26 protein-coding genes are annotated in these 23496 nt (G+C 68.7%); 10 read left to right on the forward strand and 16 right to left on the reverse strand.

The genetic code is table 11. The annotated features are described in order from the left end of the window. Positions 1 to 57: 57 nt before the first annotated feature. Complete coding sequence (locus ABD346_RS24515) at positions 58 to 396, reverse strand: hypothetical protein (RefSeq protein WP_344377718.1); 339 nt, start codon at positions 394 to 396, stop codon at positions 58 to 60. 430 nt (positions 397 to 826) lie between these two features. Between ABD346_RS24515 and ABD346_RS24520 the strand changes: the two genes are divergently transcribed. Continuing rightward, entirely contained in the window at positions 827 to 1036 is a 210-nt protein-coding gene (locus ABD346_RS24520; RefSeq protein ID WP_344377719.1) for an ATP synthase subunit c family protein, read from the forward strand. 726 nt (positions 1037 to 1762) lie between these two features. On the opposite strand, the gene ABD346_RS24525 is transcribed toward ABD346_RS24520, so the two are convergent. From ABD346_RS24525 to ABD346_RS24555, 7 genes are all read right to left on the reverse strand, one after another. After that, positions 1763 to 1927 (reverse strand): hypothetical protein, encoded by a 165-nt coding sequence (locus ABD346_RS24525; protein ID WP_344377721.1) that lies wholly within the window; start codon positions 1925 to 1927, stop codon positions 1763 to 1765. A gap of 688 nt (positions 1928 to 2615) precedes the next feature. Then, positions 2616 to 4223: an MFS transporter gene (locus ABD346_RS24530; protein WP_344377722.1), complete on the reverse strand. Its 1608-nt coding sequence runs from the start codon at positions 4221 to 4223 to the stop codon at positions 2616 to 2618. Positions 4224 to 4640: 417 nt separating this feature from the next. Beyond that, complete coding sequence (locus tag ABD346_RS24535; protein WP_344377723.1) at positions 4641 to 5657, reverse strand: DUF1259 domain-containing protein; 1017 nt, start codon at positions 5655 to 5657, stop codon at positions 4641 to 4643. Positions 5658 to 5907: 250 nt separating this feature from the next. Then, positions 5908 to 6957: a quinone oxidoreductase family protein gene (locus ABD346_RS24540; RefSeq protein ID WP_344377724.1), complete on the reverse strand. Its 1050-nt coding sequence runs from the start codon at positions 6955 to 6957 to the stop codon at positions 5908 to 5910. A gap of 265 nt (positions 6958 to 7222) precedes the next feature. Then, on the reverse strand, positions 7223 to 7774 hold the full coding sequence (locus ABD346_RS24545; RefSeq protein WP_344377725.1) for a cupin domain-containing protein: 552 nt from the start codon (positions 7772 to 7774) through the stop codon (positions 7223 to 7225). Positions 7775 to 7795: 21 nt separating this feature from the next. Continuing rightward, positions 7796 to 9004 carry a cytochrome P450 gene (locus ABD346_RS24550; protein ID WP_344377726.1) on the reverse strand — a complete coding sequence of 403 codons (1209 nt, stop codon included), beginning with the start codon at positions 9002 to 9004 and terminating at the stop codon, positions 7796 to 7798. A 136-nt stretch (positions 9005 to 9140) separates the two neighbouring features. Then, positions 9141 to 9356 (reverse strand): hypothetical protein, encoded by a 216-nt coding sequence (locus ABD346_RS24555; protein WP_344377727.1) that lies wholly within the window; start codon positions 9354 to 9356, stop codon positions 9141 to 9143. 307 nt (positions 9357 to 9663) lie between these two features. Between ABD346_RS24555 and ABD346_RS24560 the strand changes: the two genes are divergently transcribed. The 3 genes from ABD346_RS24560 to ABD346_RS24570 all read left to right on the forward strand — a co-directional run bounded on the left by ABD346_RS24560 (position 9664) and on the right by ABD346_RS24570 (position 11174). Beyond that, positions 9664 to 9795, forward strand: a complete 132-nt coding sequence (locus ABD346_RS24560; RefSeq protein WP_344377729.1) for a hypothetical protein — start codon at positions 9664 to 9666, stop codon at positions 9793 to 9795. 633 nt (positions 9796 to 10428) lie between these two features. Further along, positions 10429 to 10605 carry a hypothetical protein gene (locus ABD346_RS24565; RefSeq protein ID WP_344377731.1) on the forward strand — a complete coding sequence of 59 codons (177 nt, stop codon included), beginning with the start codon at positions 10429 to 10431 and terminating at the stop codon, positions 10603 to 10605. 134 nt (positions 10606 to 10739) lie between these two features. Next, on the forward strand, positions 10740 to 11174 hold the full coding sequence (locus tag ABD346_RS24570) for a VOC family protein (RefSeq protein WP_344377732.1): 435 nt from the start codon (positions 10740 to 10742) through the stop codon (positions 11172 to 11174). Positions 11175 to 11490: 316 nt separating this feature from the next. Here the strand turns inward: ABD346_RS24570 and ABD346_RS24575 are convergent, their stop codons facing one another. After that, entirely contained in the window at positions 11491 to 11754 is a 264-nt protein-coding gene (locus tag ABD346_RS24575) for a DUF6332 family protein (protein WP_344377733.1), read from the reverse strand. 42 nt (positions 11755 to 11796) lie between these two features. Further along, the gene (locus tag ABD346_RS24580) at positions 11797 to 12156 is read right to left on the reverse strand and encodes a winged helix-turn-helix transcriptional regulator (protein ID WP_344377734.1); all 360 of its coding nucleotides are present in this window, start codon (positions 12154 to 12156) and stop codon (positions 11797 to 11799) included. Positions 12157 to 12245: 89 nt separating this feature from the next. Between ABD346_RS24580 and ABD346_RS24585 the strand changes: the two genes are divergently transcribed. The 3 genes from ABD346_RS24585 (at position 12246) to ABD346_RS24595 (ending at position 14900) form a co-directional block, all read left to right on the forward strand. Further along, positions 12246 to 13070 carry a polysaccharide deacetylase family protein gene (locus tag ABD346_RS24585; RefSeq protein ID WP_344377735.1) on the forward strand — a complete coding sequence of 275 codons (825 nt, stop codon included), beginning with the start codon at positions 12246 to 12248 and terminating at the stop codon, positions 13068 to 13070. Continuing rightward, positions 13067 to 14401, forward strand: coding sequence for an NmrA family NAD(P)-binding protein (locus tag ABD346_RS24590; RefSeq protein ID WP_344377736.1), 1335 nt, complete (start codon positions 13067 to 13069; stop codon positions 14399 to 14401). Before ABD346_RS24585 ends, ABD346_RS24590 begins: the two co-directional genes overlap by 4 nt. A 70-nt stretch (positions 14402 to 14471) precedes the next feature. After that, a complete protein-coding gene (locus ABD346_RS24595) occupies positions 14472 to 14900 on the forward strand; it encodes a hypothetical protein (protein ID WP_344377737.1) in 429 nt (142 codons plus the stop codon). A gap of 227 nt (positions 14901 to 15127) precedes the next feature. Here the strand turns inward: ABD346_RS24595 and ABD346_RS24600 are convergent, their stop codons facing one another. Together ABD346_RS24600 and ABD346_RS24605 are read right to left on the reverse strand one after the other, a co-directional pair. Next, complete coding sequence (locus ABD346_RS24600) at positions 15128 to 15574, reverse strand: hypothetical protein (protein WP_344377739.1); 447 nt, start codon at positions 15572 to 15574, stop codon at positions 15128 to 15130. Between the two features lie 380 nt (positions 15575 to 15954). Continuing rightward, entirely contained in the window at positions 15955 to 17205 is a 1251-nt protein-coding gene (locus tag ABD346_RS24605; protein ID WP_344377740.1) for an FAD-dependent monooxygenase, read from the reverse strand. Between the two features lie 77 nt (positions 17206 to 17282). On the opposite strand from ABD346_RS24605, the gene ABD346_RS24610 reads away from it, so the two are divergent. After that, positions 17283 to 17843 carry a TetR/AcrR family transcriptional regulator C-terminal domain-containing protein gene (locus ABD346_RS24610; RefSeq protein WP_344377974.1) on the forward strand — a complete coding sequence of 187 codons (561 nt, stop codon included), beginning with the start codon at positions 17283 to 17285 and terminating at the stop codon, positions 17841 to 17843. Between the two features lie 97 nt (positions 17844 to 17940). On the opposite strand, the gene ABD346_RS24615 is transcribed toward ABD346_RS24610, so the two are convergent. Next, on the reverse strand, positions 17941 to 18747 hold the full coding sequence (locus tag ABD346_RS24615) for a sensor histidine kinase (protein ID WP_344377741.1): 807 nt from the start codon (positions 18745 to 18747) through the stop codon (positions 17941 to 17943). Positions 18748 to 18977: 230 nt separating this feature from the next. Between ABD346_RS24615 and ABD346_RS24620 the strand changes: the two genes are divergently transcribed. Both ABD346_RS24620 and ABD346_RS24625 read left to right on the forward strand, forming a co-directional pair. After that, complete coding sequence (locus ABD346_RS24620; RefSeq protein ID WP_344377742.1) at positions 18978 to 19568, forward strand: snapalysin family zinc-dependent metalloprotease; 591 nt, start codon at positions 18978 to 18980, stop codon at positions 19566 to 19568. A gap of 166 nt (positions 19569 to 19734) precedes the next feature. Further along, the gene (locus tag ABD346_RS24625) at positions 19735 to 21123 is read left to right on the forward strand and encodes a CoA transferase (RefSeq protein WP_344377743.1); all 1389 of its coding nucleotides are present in this window, start codon (positions 19735 to 19737) and stop codon (positions 21121 to 21123) included. Positions 21124 to 21748: 625 nt separating this feature from the next. Here the strand turns inward: ABD346_RS24625 and ABD346_RS24630 are convergent. The 3 genes from ABD346_RS24630 to ABD346_RS24640 all read right to left on the reverse strand — a co-directional run bounded on the left by ABD346_RS24630 (position 21749) and on the right by ABD346_RS24640 (position 23345). Continuing rightward, a complete protein-coding gene (locus ABD346_RS24630) occupies positions 21749 to 22414 on the reverse strand; it encodes a DNA polymerase ligase N-terminal domain-containing protein (RefSeq protein WP_344377744.1) in 666 nt (221 codons plus the stop codon). A 29-nt stretch (positions 22415 to 22443) separates the two neighbouring features. Next, positions 22444 to 22926 carry a hemerythrin domain-containing protein gene (locus ABD346_RS24635; protein ID WP_344377745.1) on the reverse strand — a complete coding sequence of 161 codons (483 nt, stop codon included), beginning with the start codon at positions 22924 to 22926 and terminating at the stop codon, positions 22444 to 22446. A gap of 158 nt (positions 22927 to 23084) precedes the next feature. After that, entirely contained in the window at positions 23085 to 23345 is a 261-nt protein-coding gene (locus ABD346_RS24640; RefSeq protein WP_344377746.1) for a hypothetical protein, read from the reverse strand. Positions 23346 to 23496 lie beyond the last annotated feature (151 nt).

A 23496-nucleotide genomic window follows, 5' to 3' on the forward strand; every position in this document is an offset into this window, starting at 1 on the left:
CGACCTGCAGACAGCCCGCACCCTGGCAGCCCTACGACACCACCTAACAAAGTCCTACTAGGGACTGCCGAACTCGACCGAATGCGGCACCGTCAGCCCTGCGTATCCACCGCTCTGCCCGGGACCGAGGGTGTCCTGCAGGACCGAGCAGTACTCGTCCCGGTACAAGAAAGCAATGGCGTTCGTCCGGTTGTCCACGATGCCCGCACCGCCGTCCAGCAGACGGCAATCATTGTTCGGTGGATTGGTGATCGCGTCCCTGGCGCCCGTGTCCGCACGGTTGAAGAACAGCGTGCCCGAGGCCGCCTGTGCACTGGCGGCCGGGCCGGTGACCAGCACCGCCGCCGCTCCCGCGATCAGTACGATCCTGGCCAGCCGCTTGATGCGATACGTCATGGTGTGCCCCCCTCCCTCTCGCATGCTCCTTCCCACAGGATTCGACACCCTCCGACCAGGCCGGAAGACCTTCCCACTCAACGTCACCCGGATGGCCGAACGAACACCGCGGGCCACTGCACCACGGCTTGACTTCGTCATTGAGGCTCCCGTGTCTCGTGGCCGGGCGGATCCGGCCCACGCGACCGACGGCAGCTACAGGGTCTGAACATTGATCCTCATAGCGGGTTCCGGTGGTCGTGGCTCTCGCCCATCTCCGAGCCTCTGGCGACCTCGTTCTCGTGCGGCGTTGCGCGGGACGGGTCGGAAGCCAGGCAGCCGCACGCCCCCAGCATGCTTCCGTCCGCCGCTTTCACGGGGTTACAGGGCGCGTCGTCGTAGGAAGCCTCGCCCCGAAGCGTCGGGCAGTCTCTCTGGTCAAGGAGTACGCATGATGCGCAGCCATCGTTTTCTCACCACTGCCCTGCTCAGTGCCCTTCTCGTACTGACCAGCACATGGGCGGCCACTCCTGCTCCAGCGGCACCAACACCTAACGATCCGGACGCCGCTGCCGTCTTCGTCGGAGTCGGTTCCACCCTCGGAGTCGCAGGCAGCGGCGCGGGCATCGGAAGCGTCTTCGGCAACCTCATCATCGGGTAGCACGCCCGCCAGGCATGTGAGTTGATCGTGGGACCTGCTGTCGTACCGATCCTCGAGCACGCCCAACGCCGCGATCGCTATGGCCAGTTCCAGGTAGTGAGGTGCTCCCTGACAGCTCCCGCATACCGCGGCGTGATCTGCGATCTCCGCACCCATCAGCTTCTCGACGTCCTGCCACTCCACCTGGCCGTACGCGCAGGAACCTGAAGCGATTCGGGATCCGTACGGCCGGCGAGCCCGCCGACGCCCCGTCTGCCACCCTGGCCCCCGAACTCGGCATGCCGGCACGCGGGAGGTGCGACGCCGCGGCATGTCGCTCCCCCGTGCCCTATGCCGACGAGTCCTCCACCGCGCGCAGCCCTGCCTGCCCGAACCGTCTGCGCCAATGGCCGTGTCTCAGCGGTACATCAGCAAGGCGGCGACCCTCTGCCTGGCCGGGAATCTGCGTCGTTGGCGCCCTTGTTTGGTCTGCCAAGCTTCCCAGCGGCCCCCGGAGAACCCGGTCGGTCTTGGCCCGGACCGCCGCGCTTGGCGGGACGGGCAGGGTGTGGGTATCTGCTTCACGGTTCTCGACCACAGGCACGTCGCCGGTGCGTCGGCGGGCTTCGACAAGCACCACCCGTCGCGGTCCACGCCGATCACTGTGCCGCTCGCACCGACGCGCCAAGTTGTCAGTCGGGGAGTTCGCTGCGTATGGGTGTGTCCCTGCACAGCAGTGAGGCGCTGTCAGCGGCTCCTGTCTGGCGTGTCGTCCGTTTGGTGCAGCGGGTCATCCGCGCGTCGGAGACCGCTCTCCTCGCGGTCACCGGAAGCCGGGTCGTGGTAGAGCCAGCCTTCCCACCCCTGGAGGTCGATGTCCGACTGTCCGTGTCTGCCCTGCTCGGGGTTCATGACGCCACTCCTGGGTATGTGGTGTGCGATCTGTGGGGTTTCCCCTGGGCGTTCACCATGCCATGAGGGTTCGCTGTATGCATTTATTACTGATCTCGGCGTGTCAGGGCGATGTTGGTGTGTCGAGGGTTGGACCGGTTCCGGCAATGAAGCCGTTGAGGACGGCCGGTTTCGCGGGCATTTGAGGCGGTTGCATACGAGTGCACTCAGTGCGGTCCAGGTCGACAACGGCGAAGCTGGCGCGGATGCGCTTGGTGTGTAGTCAGGCTCCCTCCACCGGATACAGCTGTGGCGAGGGGGCAGGCGGCAGGAAGGCCATCAGCCACTCATGCCCGGTGACCAACTGCCCCATCTTGCTGAAGATATGGGTGTTGAGCCCCTCTCAGACGCGCACCACGGGTGCCTTGACCAACAGGTGGACGCCGTCCAGAAGATGGATGCAGGCGGGCTCGTTCATCGTGCGCCGTGTGCCTGTTCGCCGCAGCCACCGGCGGAGTGCGGGTGAAGCAGATTCTGGCGGGGGTGGGCCCGCCAACCCACCGTTACCCCTGCCACGGTGGGAAGCCGGATCACACACATCAACGCTCCGACCCAACCTGGATGTGTCCTCGCACGCACGCCAGGCCGTCAACCCGGTCCTCACCTCTGGCGTCCGTGTGAACGACTGGGCCGGCCGTGGGTCCCGCTGTCACCCTTCGCTCCGCACGCTCACCTTTTCCTGTTCGTGGGCGGGCGGCTCCTGAGAGGTGCGGCCCGGCAGGAAGACCAGGGCTACCACCGCGCCGAGAGCGGCGACCCCGGCCGATGCGGTCGCGGTGACATGCATGGCATGGACGAACGCGTCGTTGGCGGGCTGGACCAGCGCCCTGCCCGCCGCGCCCAGCTGCTGCGCGACCGCCAGGGTGGCCTCCACCGACTCGCCCGCTGTGCGCTGCAGGTTCTCGGACAGCCCGGGGACCGCCGCGAGATGGCTGTCGATGCCGCTGTGGTAGACGGTGGACAGCAGCGAGCCCAGTACAGCGACCCCCAGCGCTCCGCCGACCTGTCGGAAGGTGTTGTTGACCGCGGAGGCGGAACCGGCCTTCTCACGTGGCAGCGCCGACATGATCATGACGGTGGCGGGTGGCATCACATGCGCCATCGCCGTGCCCATCAGAAAGAACACCACCTCAAGCACCCAAATCGGCGTAGTAGTACCGAGTAGCAGGAAGCCGAGGAACGCGACCGCGTCCAGGGCCAGCCCGGTGGCGCACACGGCGCGTGCGCCGAACCGGGCGACGACCAGACGCGCCCGCGGCGCGAAGATGATCTGGGCGGCGGCGAGCGGGAGCATCAGAAGGCCGGACTGCAGGGGGGTGTAGCCACGCACGCTCTGGGTGTAGAAGACGCTGAAGAAGGTCACACCCACCAGCCCGAAGAAGACAAAGCCGATGGCGACCACGGAGGCGGAGAAGCGCCGGTCGCGGAAGTACGCGATGTTGAATGCCGGGTGGTCGCTTCGGTGTTCATGGAGCACCCAGCCGCCCAGAACGGCGACACCGGTGACGATCGTCATCCACGACTCGGGCGCGGTGAAGTCGGCGAGCTGGCCGCCCTTGATGATGCCGTACGCCACCAGGACCAGACCGATGATGGACAGCAGCACCCCGACCGGGTCGAGTCGGCCGGGGAGGGGGTCCTTGGAGTCCGGGACGAGCGCTGCCATCGCGATCACGCCGATCGCCACGATGGGCACATTGACCAGGAACACCGATCCCCACCAGAAGTGCTGGAGCAGCAGCCCGCCGACGATCGGGCCGAGCGCGATACCGAAGCCGACCGTGCCGGTCCAGATGCCGATGGCCTTGGGCCGCTCGTCCCGGTCGAAGACGTTCGCGATGATGGCCAGGGTGCTGGGCATGACGAACGCGGCACCGAAGCCCATCAGAGCGCGGAACGCGATCAGTTCGCCCGAGGAGGCGGCGAGCGCGGAGAGCAGGGAGCCGGCGCCGAAGACCAGCATGCCGAAGATCAGCGTCTTCTTGCGTCCCAGCCGGTCGCCGACAAGCCCGGAGGTGAACAGCAGCCCGGCGAAGACCAGCGTGTACGCATTGATCGCCCACTGCAGCTGACTCTGAGTGGAGCCGAGTCCAGTGGGGGGCGGCTGGGCGATGGTCTTCATCGCGACATTGAGGATCGAGTTGTCGAGCACGACAACGACCAGACTGAAAAGCAGCACGGTCAGGATCGCCCAGCGGCGGGAGTGCACCGCCTCGGGAATCTGTACGGTCGAAGACCGGGGCTCGGGGGCAGACATACCCCCACGCTAGAGTCACCCACCGTACAGAATCAGCCCTATATCGCAAGTATCCCTCGAATGGCGGATAAATCAGCCCTTGCCTGTTATTTCCCATTTCAAGGGATGACCGCTCACCCATGGCGTGGGTGAGGACGTACAGCATGGTCCAGCTGTGGTGGTCGACGGTGGCGAGGCAGGAGCGGATCGCGCAGAAGTCGCGGGGGCGTTGCAGGGTTCGCGGGTATCCGGAGATCTCGATGCGGAGTTTCGCCATGCAGACCGGTCCGCTCAGCCGGATTGTCGTCGAACGGCAGGACCGGGCGCGGGCCAAGGAGACCGGTGCCCGGGCCACCAGGAGCTGCCCGGGCAGGCGTTCACTTCAGGGGCAATTGCCGTGACACCCAGCACCAACCGCCCGTCCATCGTCGGCGTCGGTCATGACGCCGGGGCGGGCGGCGCCAGATTGGTGGCGTCCAGGGCCGGACGCAGGCCCTCGGCAAGCTCAACGCCGTCCCCGACTCCCCAGTAGTGCACGTAGAACAGGCGGGGCTGGTCATCCAGCATGTGGTTGTGCAGCTCGACGATTTCGAAGCCACCCTTTTGCAGGGCCTGGATGACGTTCTGCACTTCATGTGCGGTCATCACAACGTCGCCGGTGACCGCGGCCTGCTCATCCCCCAGGGCCTGGAACTTGATCACCGTGTCGACACCGATGGGTGCGGGCAGCACATGGCCGTGTGAGGTGACGGTCTCCGCGCGGCCGAGGAAGAACTTGTAAGTCCGGCCTTCGGCGATGCCCTTGCGGCCCAGCGTCTCGTCGATCCCGTCGGTGTCCAGATCGATGGGCTCAGTCTTCGGCGGGGCCGGCACCGCGATGGGGTCGCCGCTGACTTCCAGAACCGTCTTGAGTTTGCGGGCGAGGGTGAGCGGGTCGCCCATGGCGTGAAAGTGCGTCCACCAGATGGGGGGCGACTGATCGGGCAGGTGCTTGTGGAGGGCGGTCTGCTCGATGCCCGCCTCCTGAAGGGCTTCGGTGGCTCTGGGGAGTTCGTCCTCAGTGAGCACCAGGTCGCCCATGAGCATCGTGCCGTCGCAGTACCGGGCGAAGTCCGCGCTGCCGTTGAGCGCGAGTGACGCCCCGATCTCCACTCCCCGGCTGGTGACCTTCAGATCCCTGCGGGGCAGCGAGATCCCGAAGACCACCTTCTCCCGCAGCGCGCCGGTGCGGCCCAGCGCCTTGGCGACCGGTTGCCAGTCGGCGTCCGTCGTGGGGATCGGCCGCTGCAACCGGGGGCAGCGGGCGCCTCCTCCCGGGGCTCCCACATGGCTGCCGCCGGTGCGGTGCCCGACTGGGGCACCGCACCCTGCCAGGGCGAGGGCGGATGCGGTGAGCGCGGCCATCGCGCCCAGGAGTGACGGCGCGCCGGTGCGCCTGTGTCGGGTGGCAGACATGAGAACCTTTTCGTCCAGGTAAGCGCCCCCGCCTACGCCCACGTGACAAGATGACTGGGTGACTTCCTGACTGTCTTCCCGGTCCGGGTGCCAGTTGTGTGCGCCCGCGCCCGTGTTCCCTCACCTGGCCGACAAACGTAGCCGCTCGCTACCTCCTGGGACGTCCCACTCGTGTCCGGACAACCGGATGCTCGCGTTCTTCGATGCGGACGACCCGGCCGAGCGGACCGACCTTCTGCCCACCGCCCAGTCAGTCCCCCACTTCGAGCACCGCCTGGCCGCGGGAGACCCCCGCCTCGACGGCACGATGGGCATCACCCACGGTTTCCCATGGTCTGGCATCCACGAATGCCTCCGGGATACGGAAGCCGTCCGCCACGTCTCGCCACAAGGCGGTGATCTCCGTGCGATTGCCGGTGCGGACCCCGATGAGCGATTGGCTGTGGAGGTAGAACGGCAGCAGCGCCATGGGCAGCGGCTCGTGCGAAATCGCTCCGGACACGACGATCCGGCCCATGTCAGCCAGTGTTTCGCGGTACTTGTGCCAGACCGCCGGGATACCGAGGTTGTCGATGACGCAGTCGACACCCCACCCGCCGGTCACCTCGCGAATGGCGTCGGCGAGGTCGTCCGCGTCACCGTCGAGGGCCGCTCGCAGTGGCAGGCCGTCCATGCAGCCCGGTTTGACGCTCAGGCGGTCGACACCGATGACATGGGCCCCTCGAAAGGCGGCGAGCGATGCGGCGGTCGCGCCGAGCGACCCCGCCGCACCGATCACCAGCACGTTGCTGCCCCGGCCGACATGACCGGCGTCGAGTTGTGCTCTGGCGACAGGCCCGTTGCCCGCCAGGGCCGCCGCCTGGTCGAACGGGACGTCATCCGGCAGCAGCGAGAGGTTGGACTGCGGGGCCACGCACGAGTGCGCGTAACTGCCCTGCCGGTGTATGCCGATCAGGCCGAACGACGAGCAGGCCTCCTCACGCCGGTCCTGGCAGGCGCGGCAGTGTCCGCAGGAGAGCACCGCGGAGACGGCTACTCGTCTCCCGATCAGCGCCGGGTCCGCGCCCGGACCTACGGCGTCGACCACGCCGGCGTGCTCACTGCCGAGTACATGGGGAAATCCCGGCACCTGTTCCGCGAAAGGAGGGCGTCCGGCTCGGGTCGCGATGTCCTTGGTGCGGCCGACAACGACCGTTGACACCCGGACCCGGACCTCGCCGGGCGCGGGTTCGAGATCAGCCAGGTCCGCGAGGTGGATCACCTCCGGGCCGCCGAACTCCTCTATGACGAGCGCTTTCACCGGTCCATACTTCCCATCGGATGGGGCGGCGGCGACGTTCGCCGTCGGCGGGGGTGGTGTAGTCGGACGGTGTACCGGCAGGGGTACCGGTACGACCGTTTGCACTCTCTGCATTGCGTCGGTCTGCGCCACCGGTAGGGTCGGACGCATGAATCACCGCATCCGGCACAACCGCTGTGATCTCATACCGGTGCGTTCACGATGACGGACCTCAAGCCCACCGTCTTCAACACCCGGGACCACGTCGTCGCAGAGCGGGACCGGATCACGGCTGCCCGCTGAGCCGGGTGCGCAAGGGGGTCAGTTGATCGATCCCGTAGCGCCTGCGCAGGTCGGATACGGCTGCCTCGTCCGGGGGGCCGTCGGCGTTCAGGATCTCCAGCAACTCCTCGAAGTAGCGTTCGTGGTTCGGGGGCGGAGCCGCCTGCACGAGCATCCTGGCGTTCCGGTCCGTCCGGTTGGCGAATGCGTGCGGACAGCCGGGTGGCACATGCGCCACCGAGCCCGGGGTGGCGCGCACCGGCCGCCGGCCGGAACGGGACTCCCACCGCTCCCAGTTGTCCGGCGTGCGTTCCCGGGGCTCGAAGGCGAGTATCTCCAGTTCGCCTTCGAGGACGTAGAACACCTCCTCGCTGTTGGCATGGGCGTGTGCGCCCACATCGAACCCGGGAGGCACCACCACCTCAAAGAGGGAACCCACCTGGGTGCGTTCGCCCGTTACCTTCATCGTCACCACCTGGGCACTGGTCACCAGGGTTCGTCCCGCGCCCGGCGGGAGCACCAGGCCGTCCATCGTGTGCGTCGTCAGTTCGGTCATCGGGAGTTCCTCCGTCCCACGTCACCAGGTCACCGGAATCGCTTCCGGACCCCGGATCAGCTCGCCTCGCCGCCAGCGGATGTCACTCGGCGGAACAGCGAGCCGCAGGCCGGGGAAGCGGTCGAGCAGACCGCGGAGCATCACCTGCATCTCCATCCGGGCCAGCCAGGGGCCGGCGCAGTAGTGCGGTCCGTTGCCGAAGGCCAGGTGTGGATTGAAAGAGCGGTCGAAGTCGAGGCTGTGCGGGTCCTGGAACTTCTCCGGGTCGCGGTTGGCCGCCACATACGAGGCATAGACCGGCTCCCCACGCCGAATGGTCACCTCGCCGACCTGCACGTCCTCGGTGGCTATGCGGCCCATGCCCACCGCGTTGCGGTGGGGGATGAAGCGCAGCAACTCCTCCACCGCCTGCGGCAGCAGGTCCGGCTCGGCCAGCAGCCTGGCATGGTGCTCCGGGTGTGTCAGCAGCAGGTACACCATGTTGGCACTGTTGAACCGCACCGAGTTGATGCCACTGACCTCCATCAGCACAGCGAAGGCCACCAACTCCTTCCGGGAAAGCCGGCCCTCCTTTTCGGCGGCGGCCATGTGACTGACCACGTCGTCGCGGGGCTCCGCCATCCGCTGGGTGGCCAGCGCGTCGAAGTAGGCGCCGATCTCCTCCTTGGCCTGCTCGCTGCGCCGGCGGCCCTGCGCCGAGGAGATGACCAGCAGGGTCCAGCCGATGATCCGGGACCAGTCCTCCTCCGGCACACCCATCAGCTCGCTGATCCCGGCCACCGAGAAGGGGGTATTGAAGTGCTCCATCACATTGGCCGGCGCTCCGGCCTGCTCCATCGCGTCCAGAAGGTCCTCGGCGATCTTCTCGGCGCGCGGGCGCAGTTCCTCGATGCGCCGGCGGGAGAACATGCTCGCCACCGTCTTGCGCAGCCCGGTGTGGTACGGAGGGTCGGTGAAACCCACCGCGTCGTCGAGTGGAATGAAGTGCGGGGCCATTCGGGTGATATCGCGACCGGCCAGTTGCGCCCTGCTGAACCGCGGGTCGTTGGTGACCAGTCTGACGTCCTCGTACTTCGTCGCCACCCACGCGTCGCCTTCCCCGTGCGGCATCCGGATGCGGGCGAGTCCGCCGTCTTCCAGCATCTCCTGCATAGCCGGGTCGAAGTCGAGGGCTTCTACGTCGTCAACACTCCAGAAGCGGACCGGTGGCTCGTCCGTTTGACTACTCATGATGCGTACCTCCTGCTCGGTGTGGACGCGGATTCAAGCCGCCTGGTCCACGATCCAAGATCCAAGTGCCGAGGCAGATCTCGGCGGTGATGCCGGAACCGAACCCGGCCGGCAACCCCTTGTGTGTGTCGAGGGCCTACGCCTCGTCAAACAGGCGTGCCAGTGAGTCGAGCACTACGGCGCCGGCGATGTCGCCATACTCAGTAGGCGTGGCGCGGCTGAACGGAAACGCTTCGGACGGGGGCGGCGTCCAGGAAGCGGTCAGATCGTCGAAGACGCGTGGCACACCCGCGTGGATGAGGCAGAAGTCGAGCTTGCGGGCGTCACAGTCGTGTTCCGCCACCGCGCGCAAGGCCTCAGGGGTGCTCCATCGTGTCCGGCATCCACATGTCCCGCTGGAAGTGGACGCGGGTGGATCCGGACCGCGTATGGAGATCCAGTCCCCTTCTGTGTTCGGGGTGAGGCACGGACTGCTCTGTTCCAGGCGAAGGCCGGTGCCGGCCCTGCCCGAACCATTACGGCGGCGATGCCGTCGCCGAACACGTTCCGGCGCCTGGCACGCTACCGCCGGAACACGAGCCTTGGATTCCGCTTGGTGGACGGCACTGTGGGCCGCTGCTCCGGGATGGCGCAACGCCTCGCTCAAGAGGCTGGACGACGTGCCGTTCGAGAACTCCGGTATTTTCGATCAGCCCGAGTGCGGGATCACGTGCCGGATAGTCATGGTTCATCCTCTGCGCCAGCTCAAGGGCTTCCTCAAGGGTGGCGATGTGATCGGGGACCGCCGCTAGTGCCTGCTTGCACAGAACGGCCATGGGTCTGCTCCTCAAGGACGGGGTCCTGTTTGGCGCCGCGTTCCACGCTAGGACAGCCCGTCTAGACCCGCACGTCGAAGCCCGCATGCGCTCCTCCGGCGCGTGCTCACCCTGCTCCCCTTGCTGACAGAGGCGGCAGCGCCGGTCGGGATCGCCTCAGACCCCGACGGCGCGCTTTGGTCACCGAGGTCGCCGCCGGTCAGAACGGACGCATCACTCCCGACGGCGGATCACCGAGTTCCCGCTGCCGACCGCACCGCCCGACCGCACGCCGTAACCGTCGGAGGGACAGGGCACGCCGTGGTTCACCGGATGGGGAGGCAACCGTGTCGGCACGCTCACCCCTGACGGGCCCGTCACCGTCCACGTTCTGCCCATCCCCGCTCGGAACCGCACGGTACACCGTCGGTCCGACGGTGCCCTGGGGACCACACTGAAGTTCGGCGCACCCGCCCGCATCGCCCCGCCGGACAGCACCGCCTGAACAGCACCCTCCCACACCCTCAGCAGTGGTCGCCCGATACACGACGACCGGCCCGGTAGGCCTCGGCGGCGAGCGCGGGTGGAGGGCTCACCGCGATCCTGCTGATTGGCGACGGCAGCCATGTGATGGGTATCCCCCAACTCCAGCCGTTCTGCTGGGCGAGCCTGCTCGGCCATGAGCCCGGGCGCTACACCATCACCCCGTGTCCGGCCGCCGCCCGCGCGAAGGACCTCACCGGTCCTCCGCCCGCGCTCATCTCCATCGGCGCCCTCGGCCTGCTCGTCGACGAGAGCCTCGCATGAAGACAGCGTCAGCAACGCCCTCAAAGCCTTGTTCACGCAGGCCTTCACCACCCAGAAGTGACCCCGGCTCCAGCGTCTTGGGCGGATCCGAAAATGAGCGGCAGGGTTCTTCTGGTACGCGGTATGGTGCGCCGATGTCAGCGATCCGGCAATTTCAAGTCACCTTTGACTGCACAGAACCTGAGCGTCTCGCTCGCTTCTGGTGTGAGGTGCTGGGGTACGTCATACCGCCGCCGCCGGAGGGGTTCACCACCTGGGGCGATTTCAACCGATCGCTCCCGTCTGAGAAGCAGGGATCATGGTTCACCTGCAGTGATCCGTCGGGCGAGGGCCCACGCCTGTACTTCCAGCGCGTCCCCGAAGGCAAGACCGTCAAGAATCGGGTGCATCTCGACGTCCGGGTCGGCACCGGGCTCGTGGGGGACGAGCGTCTCGCCACGCTCGAAGCCGAGTGCGCACGACTGGTCGCGCTCGGTGCGACTCACGTGCAGACGCTGTATGCCGACGAGGAAAACGAGTCGTGCATCCCGATGCTGGACATCGAGGGCAACGAGTTCTGTATCGACTGAACAGCGTTCGATGCAGTGTGACACCCGCCTACCGAGGGGAAGGCACCGGCAGTTGGAGGGATAGTCCGTCATCAAGCTGACGTTCCCTCATCCACGATCGGGGCCAGAAGCCGTCAGATTGTCGGCGACACACGAATCGCCGACACCACCGCCACCTGGCACCCATCGCGCCCACCCGCACGTCCGCCCAAAAGGGCTGGACGTATGAGACAGCCCAGGTACGGCTCACAGCCGGAGGAATCCGTAAGCCGCGCGTCCGCAGTCCTGCCGGCAGGCAACACTCCACGTCGTACGGGAAGGCAGCACTGGCGGAGTCCTACTCATCGGCCTCAGGGTCGCGCTGCCCGAACCGCCACAGCCCCTCCACCATCCGGGCTACGAACGCCACGGCTGCCGCGACCCCCGCCACGGTGACGAGTCCGTTCTTCGCCGCTCCGGACACCAGGCCGTACAGCACCGGCAGCACGAACAGGAGGAACGTGGCGCCGGCATACAACGTTGAGGAGAACAGCGCGGAGACGGTCTCGATGGTCATCGCGTCCCGTTCGGCCTGAGTCCGACGTGCGCGTGTCGTGGTCATGGCATTCACTCCCGCCCCGGTGCGTGTCACCCCGAAGAATTATCAGAGTTCTTGGTCCGTTTCGGGCTCATGGAATCCCGCCACCGCCGCGCCGTGCTCGTGAGCCCACTCGGTCAGCACGGCGATCGGTTTCACCAGGGTCCGGCCCAGGTCTGTCAGCACGTACTCGACCTTCCCGGCCTCGGCGTGGCGGTCGACCAGGCCGTACCCCTGCAACCGCCGCAGCGTCTGGGTCAGTACTTTCCGCGAGATTCCGCCGATCAGGTCGATCAACTCGCCGTGTCTGCACGGTTTCCGGCTCAACGCGAACAGCACGACCACCGCCCACTTGTCGGCGATGATCTCGACTGCCAGCCGAGCTGGGCAGTCGGCGAGGAAGACGCTGCCGGAGTACTCACGCATGCCTCGACGGTAGCTCGCTGCCAGGAACCTCCAGGTACCCACCGCCCCACTAGCGTCCACGGCGGAAGCTACCGGGAAAGGGGAACCGCATGAGAGCAATGGCCGACTGGCCGGGCGGGCGCAAGGTCGCCGTGCTGGTCACCGTCGCGTTGGAGCTGTGGTCACCAGGGCACTGGCCCGCCTACGCGCCGATGGCCGCGGCGTGGCCACTGTCCGGCATTGACGACACGCACAGCACATCCTGGGCCAACTACGGTGTCACCACCGGCATCTGGCGGCTGCTCGACGTCCTCCGTGACCTGCCCGCCACCGTCGGCGTCAATGGACTGGTGGCCGAGCGGCACCCCGAGACCGTCATGGCCGTGCACGAGGCGGGGCACGAGATCGCCGCACACTCCTGGGCCCAGGACGTGGTGCCCGCGCTGCTCGATACCGATGCCGAGCGGACCAATATCCGTCGCTGCACCGACATCCTCCGCCAGGTCACCGGCGTTCGCCCGACGGGGTGGATGAGCCCCCGCGCCACCGCTTCGAGGCACACGGGCGACCTGCTCGCCGAGGCCGGCTACCGCTGGACCGGCGACCACAGCGACCACGACCTTCCGCAGGTCGTGTGCACCGCTCACGGTCCTCTGGTCTCCCTCATGCACAGCGACCACTCCGACGTACGCGACGCCGCTTCCGGCCCGTACGCCTACCGCGACCTGCACCGTGAGCTACTGAACCAGCTGCTCACCGCCCCCGGCCCAGGCATCTTCCACCTGACCGTCCACGCCCACGTCGCAGGCCGACCACTTCTCGCGGGCATGGTCGGCCAGATCCTCGACCACATACGTGTGTCCGGCGACGTCTGGGTCGCCACCCACGCTCAAGTGGCCGAAGACATCCTGACGCAGCAGGGAGGTACGCCGTGACCCACGTACTCGTCGTCGGCGGTACCGGGGCCATGGGCAGACACGTCGTCCAACGCCTGTTGGCCACCACCGACGCCACCGTCACCGTCCCCACCCGCCACCCGGAGTCCGCCCACGCCGCCGCACTCGCCGCCACCGCGCCGGATCGTGTGCGGCTGGTCCGCTCCGGCCCGGCGACTCTTGAGACCTTGATCGGGCAGGCCGACCGCGTGTTCGCCAACACCGACTTCTTCGCGACGGGCAGCGCGGTGGGCGAGTACCGGCAAGGGCTGCACTTGCTGTCCGCCGCGGAACGGGCCGGCGTGGAGCGTTTCGTCTGGTCCTCACTGGACAGCCCGGTGTCCCTGACCGGCCGCCCCGTCCCGCACTTCGACAGCAAAGCCGCTGTTGCCGCCCACATCGGCCTGATGCGGTCGGAGGAAATGCTCCGCGAGGAGACCGGCGGCTGGTACACCGACCACGTCTCGGTACTGACCACGGCGCCGTACTTCGAGAACCTGCGGGACCGGCTCACCCCCCGACCGGACGACCGCGGCGGCCTGACCTTCAAGCTCCCCCTCGGCTCCGCCCGCTACCCGCTCGTCGCCCTCGACGACATCGCCTGGTTCACCTGCCACATGTTCGACAACTGGCAGTCCTGGGGCGCCCGCGACCTCGCCGTGATCGGCGACAGCCTCACCGGCAACGAGATCGCCGCCGCCTTCACCGAGGTCACGGGCACCCCCAGCGCCTACATCCCGATGCCGCACGACGAACTGCGCGCCGCGGTCCCCGACTTCGGCCACGACTACGCAGCGATGTTCCAGTTCTTCGCCGACCGCGATCTCTACGCCCGAGACCGGGACATCGGCCTCCTGCGCCGGCTGCATCCCGGCCTGATGACCTTCGAAGACTGGCTGCACCACACGGGATGGACGGGACAGCCACCCACCACGCCGAGTCCGAACGCGAGCACACACGACCCGGCTCGCCGCTTCGGGACCAGGGCCGACGCCGGCCTGAGATCTGGCAGACCGCCCAGCATGAACGGTCATCGGGATCGCGCGGATGGCCGAGGCAGCGACCGCCCTCGAAGGCTACGGCGACGCGTCGGCCGGCCCGTCCGGACCGGCAACAGCGGTGTGGGTGGCGGCAGTCCGGCTCAGCGGCGTTGCCCGCTGGGCGCGGAAGAGACTCACCTGACCGGTGTGCGGGTCAAGTGGGTCAAGCGGGTCAGCGACCAGGTCCTTTCCCCGCATGGCCGCCGGTTCCGGGGTGCCGCGCCCCCCACTCCCCCGGCCTGCGCGAACCCTGTCGTCGTGGTGCCACCCCGCGTCATCTGCGCACGATGACGTATGTCATGCGGAGTTCGTACCCGCCGACACTGTTGGCACGTCAGGCCGCGACCGTACTTTGGGGGACATGGAGATCACGAAGAACACCACGTCCCCGGCCCGCCGCACCGAGTGGAGCCTGTCCCTCCTCGGCGGACTCAAGCACCGCGGCGGTTTCGAGGCGCGCGAGCGCACGGTGCACGTCGCCGCCGTCGGAGGCGCCAGCCTCGACCACACCGGTGCGACGCTCCCGGCCGGTCCGACCCACCTCATCAAAGCGGCCCTGGTCGGCGGCGCGGAGCTGGCCTACCCCGAGGGCGCCTGCGCTGAGGTCGACGCCTTCTCACTGTTCGGCGGAGTCGACCTGACGGTTCCGGCCGGCACCACGGTCGAGGTCAGCGGGTTCTCCCTGATCGGCGGACGCAGCCGCAGCCAGGCGGGCGAACCCGGCAGCGCGGTCGTCAAGGTCCGCGCGTACTCGCTGATCGGCGGCGTCAAGGTCCGCCAGAGCCAGTAGCCACCGCTCCAACGCCTCCCTGCCGCCGGTCCTGCAGAGGAACCACCACCCCATACCCGCAACGACGGTCTCACAAGCCAAGGGCGCGCCGGCTCCTCGGCTTCCACGCTCCGTCGGTCCGGGGCGGTGGCGACCCGCCTCACGACCTCGCGCGGGGACGGGCATGTGCGCGCGGATCGGCCAAGGGCAGGTCCCTGCCGGCTGGCAGCGTAGTGGGGCCACCCCTCCTACCAGGCCGGGCGCGGGTCCCGCAGTTCCTCCGGGGTCTGCTCCGGCAGCCACGTGTGCCCGACGTCCGTACGCCACAAGAAACCGGGGCTCGGCGCGTATTCCTGCGTGGGCGGGGCCGGCTCGTGGAAGCGCTCGGTGCCCGGCAGCGGCACCTCCACCAGCTTCCCCTCGCGGATCATCCACAGCCCGAAGCAGTCGTCCTCCTCGTCATGGAGCATCACCTGCACGCACCGCGGCTCACTCCAGGGCAGCGCCTCCAGGTCCCCCAAAATCCCCACGCGCTGACTCTCCCGGAAGAACTCGATGTACCACCCGCCGACGAACCAGCCGGGAATCCTCTCGAACCGGCCGCGCCACGTACGCGACTCGTCATCCCGCGTCAGCGGCTCCATCACCTCGTCCTCGTACCGGGCCAGCACCAGGACCTGCGCCATTCTGCTCATACCCGTATGTGACCGGATGCGGGCCCCCGGGCAAGCCGATTCCCCAGAGGCAGCCACAGGAAGGCAGCGAGTCACCCACGTATGATCCGGCTGCCGGCCCTCGTCAACGCCACCGCCCGATGCGAGGGTGGAGTGGGCGCAGGGCCGCGTATGGCTCGCCCGATGGGCCGATGAAGCACCTGCGCCCCCGCCCCCGGCCGCACCGCCCTGGCCACCGGTGCCTTCGAGCCGTCGCACCGGCGGCATCCAAAGCCCACCCTCAGGTCTGCGCGCTCCCCTCGCCGCGGGGGGCGAAGTCCTGGCCGGATCGCTTGTTCACGAGTCCAGCACGACGGCCCGTGGGCAATCCGCTCGTCCCGTCGCGGACTGCCCGGTCGTCTTCAGGCGGCGCTGGTGGGCGCGGGGTTGTCGGGGAGCTGCCAGTTGCCGCCGCGGTCCTCCTTCGACAGGCGTGCTGCGAGGTCGGGGATGTGCAGGAAGGAAGCCAGTGCGGTGGTGGCCTGGAAGATGTTGATCGCACGCTGGGTCATCGGCAGGCCCAGGCGCAGCAGGCGGGGGTTGACCTCGCCCTGGATCTCGTTGACGAAGGGCCGCAGCACGCGGTCGTAGTTGGCCAGTGCGGTGGGCAGGTCGCCCGGGTGCCGATTGATTTCGCGGGCCAGGACGTGGGCGCCGACCAGGCTGCCGGAGATGCCCATGCCGCTGTAGGGGGAGGCGCAGTGCGCGGCGTCGCCGGCCAGGACCACGCGGCCCTTGGACCAGGTGTCGGTGCGGACTTGGACGATCTCCTGGGAGTAGAAGAACGGGCTGGTCTTCATGCCCTCGGTGAAGCGCTCGGTCTGCCAGCCTGCGTCGCGGAACCTGCTCGCCCAGAACTCCTTCTGGTGCTCGACGGGCGCGCGGTGGATGGCGGAGGCTTCCTCGGATTCCTCCCGCATCACGAAGTACACCTGGGTCTCCGTCGGGTTGTGGCTGCGGCGCATGATCTGGCGGCCTCCCGGGACCATGCAGGTGTCCCGGATGTTGCTGTCGGAGGCGATGCGCGGAACGAACCAGTAGGCCATGTGCATGCCGACGCGCCAGTACGGGTCGAAGCCCTGCGGCAGGAGCGCCAGCCGGATGCGTGATCCCTGCCCGTCCGCGCCGATCAGCAGGTCGAATGCGCGGGACGAGCCGTCGGAGAAGTGCGCGACGACGTGGTGTGCGTCCTGCTCGAAGCCGTCCACGCTCTTGCCGAAGAGGTGCTCGGTGTCGTCCCTCGTCGCAGCGTGCAGGATGCGGACCAGGTCCCCGCGCATGATTTCGTACTCGGACGTGAGGGTCTGCCGGCCCTGTCCCGAGGTGTTGGCCATGATCGTCGCCTTGGCCTTGCCGCGGGAGTTGATGAAGGCGACGCCCGCCTCGTCCACGAGCTTGCCGCGGACGGCGTCGAGAAGCCCCATTCGCTTGACGGCCTCGATGCCCTGCCCCCGCAGATCGACTTGGGCGCCGGCGGCCCGCAGCGCCGGAGAGCGTTCGGCGACGGTCACCCGGTGACCGCCGCGGGTGAGCCAGAAGGCCAGCGCCTGCCCCGCGATCCCGCCACCGGCGACGAGGACCCGCAGGGGCTGCTTGTCCGATCCGTTTGTCATGCCCGCCCCCAAAATCTATCGGTGAAAGATTTCTTTTCAGCGTCATCTATCGGCGATAGATTGTCAACGTGACCAAGATGAACCGCGAGGCCGTCGTCGCCGAGGCGCTCGGCCTGCTCGACGAGGCCGGCCTGGACGCCGTCAGCACGAGACGGCTGGCGAAGCGACTGAACGTGGAACAGCCGTCCCTCTACTGGTACTTCCGCACCAAGAAGGACCTCCTCGCCGCCATGGCCCAAGCGGCGATGGAACCGCATGCGACCGCGCCCCTGCCGACGCCCCAGGACGACTGGCGCGACTGGTTCGCGGACAACACGCGCAGCTTCCGGCGCACCCTGTTGATGCGCCGGGACGGCGCACGGCTCCACGCCGGCAGCACCCCCACCGGCGACCTCGATCGGATCCGCCGCAAGATGGACTTCCTCATCGCCTCCGGCGTACCCGAACGGGACGCCCAGATGGCGATGCTCGCCGCCGGCCGCTTCACCATCGGCAGCGTCCTGGAGGAACAGGCAGACACCAACCCCGCAGACAGCACGACGCCACCCGCCGACCTGCCCGCGATCGATCACGACTCGGCCTTCGAGGCAGGCCTCACCCTCATCCTCAACGGCCTGATACACCGAACCGGCGCATAGGGACCCTGCTGGGCACACGGCGCGCTCACGCCCCAGCGGGCCTTCGGCGAAATGGTGGCGGGCCCACCATCACGCCGCGGCAGCGGACCATCGGCGTCTAGCCGGTCACCGCTGGTTCGTGCGGGTCCGGAGTCGATCGACCGGGGAAGCGGACCCGTACCGTCAGGCCGCCTTCCGGGTTGGCTCGCGCGGTTGCCTTCGCGCCGTGCGCCGCGGCGATCGATTTCACGATGGACAGTCCGAGGCCCGCGCCCTCGCCCGGCGCGCTGGTGCGTTCGTGCGCCCTGCGGAACGGTTCGAAGAGGCGGGGCACCACGTCCTCCGGAACGCGCGGCGCGGAGTTGGAGACCTTGAGGATGTCCGCGCCGACGTCCAGGGTCACGCGTCCCCCCGGCTCGTTGTAACGGATCGCGTTGTTCAAGAGGTTGTGGACCAGGTGCTTGAGCAGGACCTCGTCGCCCTCGCCCCTCAGAGGGTGGATGTCACGCACCATGGAGACCTTCATCTCCCTTGCCAGCGAGGTGAGTTCGTCTGCCGTTGCCGTTGCCACCTCGTCCAGGGCGACAGCCTCGCGGCGTTCGAGCCCACGGTCGGTGGCCGACAGGAGCAGGAGCCCGTCGATGAGGTGCGCGCCGTCCTTCGACAGGGCCACGAGCTTGCTCCGTACCCGTGCCACCTTCTCCGGCGTGGGATCCGCCAGACCGATCTGCGCGGCGGCGCGCTGCACGGCCAGCGGGGTGCGCAGTTCGTGGGCCGCATTGGCCACGAAGCGTTTCTGCGCACTGACCAGTTGCTCGATCCGGCTCAGCAACTCGTCGAAGGTGTCGGCCAGTTGCTTGAGTTCGCCGGGAGGCGCCTCCAGGGCGATGCGTCCGCCGAGATCGTCGGTCTGGGCCGCCCGCATGTCCCCGACCCTCGCCCTGCACGCCGCGTGACAGGGAACGCCGCGAACGCCCTCACTCACCTTGCACGTATGCGGCGTTCAGGGCGTTCGCGGCGTCGCGTGCGCGCGGGGCGCATTTCGAGCCAACCTGACGGCCGCCGAAACCGAGCGCCGTCGAGTTTGTTGTCATGCTCGCGCCGAACTTGTTTACTGCGGAGAACAGCTGAGACTCAAGGAGGCGCAGCGGTCTCATGAGCAAGCGAACAGCCATCCTGGCGGCACTCGCCCCGGCCTTACTGAGTACGGCGGTCGGCCTCGCGCCGGCACACTCCGAGCCGCGCACACCCGCAGCGGTGGTGACGCTGACCTACGACGCCGGCGCGGCCGGCCCATGGGCGGCCTCGATCGATCAGGCCGTGCGGAACTGGAACGACGCGGTGCACAACGTACGCCTGGAACCGGCGAGCAGCCCCGGCTCGGCCGACTACGTCTACGAGGCGACCAGCGGCTGGCCGCAGGCCACCCTGGGGCCGGTCTTTCCCGGCGGCAGCGGTGACGTACAGCTGGGCCGGCAGGCGGTGGACGAGGGCTACGACGCGACCCGGATCACGGCGCACGAGACCGGGCACATCCTGGGTCTGCCGGACGACTACAGCGGCCCGTGTTCGGCGCTCATGTCCGGCCACGGCCCCGGCACGTCCTGCACGAACGCCACACCCGACACGGCCGAGGCGGCGCAGGTCGACAGCAACTACGCCGCGGGCACGGCGAGGGCGCATCGCCCGAGCCACCAGGTGGTGATCGACATCTGGTCAGGCCGCACCCTCACCCGCTCGCACTGAGTTCGCGCCGCCTTGGAGTCGCCGAGAACCGTCGAGGCGTGGTGCCGCCATCTCACGTCCCGGTGGTACGTCTCCCGGCGGTACGTCTCCCGCCGGTACGTCGACGAAGGCCCTGGCCGACGACACCGCCCTCCCCCTCGGTGGCACTCAGTGCCATAGTGAGGGGATGAATTCCCCCATCATCTCCGGGACTTCGCAGGCTTGGGCAGCGCTGGGAGGCGATCTTTCGTCGCTCGACCGGGTGTCCTACGGCGGCCGCTGCGGAGGGCTGCCGGCGCGGCTGCCGGTCATGGAGCTGGCGCGGGCCACCGTCGCGGTGTGCTCACTCGCCGCCGCCGAGCTCATGTCCGTACGTACCGGGCTCCCCGTCCCCCGCGTACGCGTCGATGACGAGGCGGTCGCGACGGGGTTTCTCAGCGATCGTCTGGTGCGGGTCGACGGGCAAGGATGGTCGACCTTCCAGCCGCTGTCCCGGTTCTGGCGGGCGAGCGATGGATGGGTTCGCACACACGCCAACTACCCACACCACCGGGCCCGGCTGCTCGCCGCCCTGGGGCTGGCGGGGCATGCCGACGGGGAGGCGGTGGACGCGGTGGTCCGGGCTGTCGCGAGCCTCACCGCGCTGGAGGTGGAGGAGACCGTGTGCGCGGCGGGTGGCTTGGCCGTTGCGGCACGCAGCCCCGAGGAGTGGGCCAAGAACGAGCAGGGGGCCATGGTCGCCGAGCAGCCACTGCTGACGACGGCGCGCCTCGACGATGCCCCGGGCAGGAGGCCGGACGGTGCCGCCCTGCCCTGCGCGGGGTTGCGCGTCCTGGATCTGACCCGCGTGCTGGCCGGCCCGGTAGCCACCCGGACGCTGGCCCTGCTCGGCGCTGACGTACTGCGGATCGACGCCCCGCACCTGCCGGAATCCCAGGAAGCCCACAACGACACGGGGATGGGGAAACGCTCAGCCACCCTGGACCTGAGGGAAGCCACCGACCGCGGGCGCTTCGATGTACTGCTCGACACGGCGGACGTGGTGGTCACCGGCTACCGGCCGGGCGCCCTCGAGCAGTTGGGTCTTACCCCCGAGGCGCTCGCCGAACGCCGACCGGGCCTCGTGATCGCACAGCTCTCGGCCTGGGGCCGTTACGGGCCGTGGCGCGGACGGCGCGGCTTCGACAGCCTGGTCCAAGTGGCCACCGGAATCGCCGAGTTGGAGGGTTCACCGGACTCGCCCGGCGCCCTGCCCGCCCAGGCGCTCGACCACGGCACCGGCTATCTCCTCGCGGCCGGCGTGTTGCGCGCGCTCACCGAGCAGCATCGCGCGGGGGGCACCCGGCTGGTCCGCCCGGCCCTTGCGCAGACCGCCCATTGGCTGGTCCACGACCTGGTACCCGCTCCGGGCGAGCGTGAGGGCTTCGACGCCGAACACCGGCTGACCGAGACCGACAGCCCCATGGGCCGGCTGCGCCACGCGCTGCCTCCGGTGTCGTACGAGGGGGGCCCGCTGAACTGGCGGCGCCCGCCGGGCTTGTGGGGAACGGATGCCCCGGTCTGGGACGGCGCCTGACAAGGCGTTCTGAGGCAGCCATCGTCCGGAACCGCCGTGTTCGGGCTGGGCCCGCATCACTTTCCTCCGGTCGGTCAGGGCTCCGGGTCTCCGGGTCTCACTGACGAAGTCGGTGGGGTTCTTGTCGTCCCGCAAGCCCTTGATAGCGGGGGTGGCACAGCAGACCGTCGCGGGTCCACTCCGCGAAGGCGATCTGTGCCACGAGCCGCGATCGAAGACCTGGTACGTCACGGCGACATTGCTCGCCGCGACGTCCGCGGGGCGGGTGAGACCCGTGCGCTGCTGGAGCCGCGCGAAATCCGTTCTGCCGTGTGAGCAGGCGACTCTCGCCGTTGACCGTGAAGTGCGCGCAGGCCTGCGCGGCGAGCGCGGCGACGATCTCCGGACAGGTGGCGTCGAGCCGTCACCCCGAACGGGACCTGGCCGTCGGCGTGCCTCCCTCCTGCACAGCGAGAGCGCGGATGCCGTCCGGCTTCCGCCCGAAGACCCAGCCCTCGGCGAAGCCACGGCGGTCGCTGAGCGTCACCGGCATCGGGGGCGACGCAGGTGCGACACCCGGCGCGGCTTCGGCCGTACGGCCGTCGAATTCCGGCGGCCGTGTGTCCAGCGGGCCAGTCACCGCCGATCAATGCCGTTCCGGGTCCCAGGTCTCGGCGTCCGGCGCCTCGGCCAGCTGGCGCAGCGTACGACCGCTGCGTACCGATCGGGCCCGCCGCGGGTCGGGGGTGCCGCCGCGCGTGCCGCGGGCCGAGCCGGTCCGCACCAGCAGCCACGTCGGCTTACGGCCCGAGCCTTCGCTCCTCTCCTCACGGCCGTGGAACCGGGTCAGCGCGTACTGACCGTGAAGCTTCTCTCCGTGAAGGTCGAACGTGGCATGGCCGTTCTCGAGCGCCTCTCCGAAGGGCACCGGACGGTTGCGTTTGTCATGGCTGGTGGGCCGGTACGTGCCACGGTCCCAGACGATGACGGTGCCGCCGCCGTACTCGCCGCGGGGGATCACGCCTTCGAAGTCCCGGTAGGCCAGGGGATGGTCCTCGGTGGGAATGGCGAGTCGCTTGTCTCGCGGGTCGGTGGACGGGCCTTTGGGAACCGACCAGGACTTGAGGACGCCGTCGACCTCCAGACGGAAGTCGAAGTGCACGGACCTCGCATCATGGATCTGCACCACGAACGTGGGCTCGCTGTCGCCGGCAGGCGCTTCGCCTTCCGCGGTGCTGTCTCCGCGCGGCTCGTCCGTCCTGTCGAAATGCCGCTTCCCGCGGTAGGTCCGCAAGTCGTCCTTCTCGCTCACCGTGACCTCCTTCGGGCGGCGGACAGGGCTCAGGCGGCCACCGCGTCCCAGACCTTCTGCCGGTCGGGGCGGTGCGGCCGCTGAGGGGCCCGCTCGGCGAGCTTGGTCATCCAGGCACCGATCTCCCGTAGTTCCTTGCGCCCGACCGAAGCCCGCACCTGCGGGAACCACCTGTGGTCCTCGGCGTCCATGTGCCGCTCCACGATGTCCATCAGAAGGCAGGTCTTCGCGTCGAAGGCGATCTCCTCGGGACGCATGTCCTGCAACTCGGCGGCCAGCACCTCGGCGATGTGGTGTTCCTCCCGGAAGGCGACGATGGCCGGCTCGGTCTCGGGAGCCAGGACGGAGACCCGCGGGTACATGCCCTCCTGCTCGATGTATGTGTACACGGTCAGTGCGCGCAGGAACTTCTCCACTACGCGGGGATCCCGGTCGGTCCGGTAGGAGCGGATCAGGCGCCTGATCTCCTTGTGGCCTTCCCGCAGCATCACGATGGCGTCGGTGGTGGGCATAGGCAACTCCCAAGAGGCGCAGGACTCACTTCCGTGACAGGCCAATACCCGGCAAACCGGACGGGCACACGCCATGAGAGCGGCGCTGCCGGTCCGTCGTCGTACGGATACGGAATGTGCTCGGCGCGGGTTCCGCAACATCCACGCCCGGCGGCGACTCAGGCAGTCGATTCGTCCGGTACGGGGTGCCCCGGGCGCGTGCTGCCGGAGTGCGGGGCACCGCGGCGGCCGGTGCCCGCCTCGTCCGTATCCGGGATCTCCCGATCGGGGCCTTCGTCACGGGTACTCTCCGCGGCGTCGCCTACGGCTTCCCACGGATCGTCGGCGAGCCCGGCCTGCTGATCCGGCAGGTCCCGGGGAACGGGCTCGGGTACGGCTGCTCCGGCGTCTCCTGGCCCCTCGGGCCTGCGATCGGTCACGGTGGTCCTCACTTTCGATGGGCGGTCCATGCCTGGTACCCATGCGATTGCGGACGACACCGATCCGGTGGTTGGCGATCCCACGCCGCACACGGCGGGCCTGGCGCCCGTGCCGGTGGGCGGTCCATGCTCATGTCCACGCTCCGTTGCC

This window comes from Streptomyces mauvecolor (assembly GCF_039532965.1).
GTDB lineage: Bacteria > Actinomycetota > Actinomycetes > Streptomycetales > Streptomycetaceae > Streptomyces > Streptomyces violascens.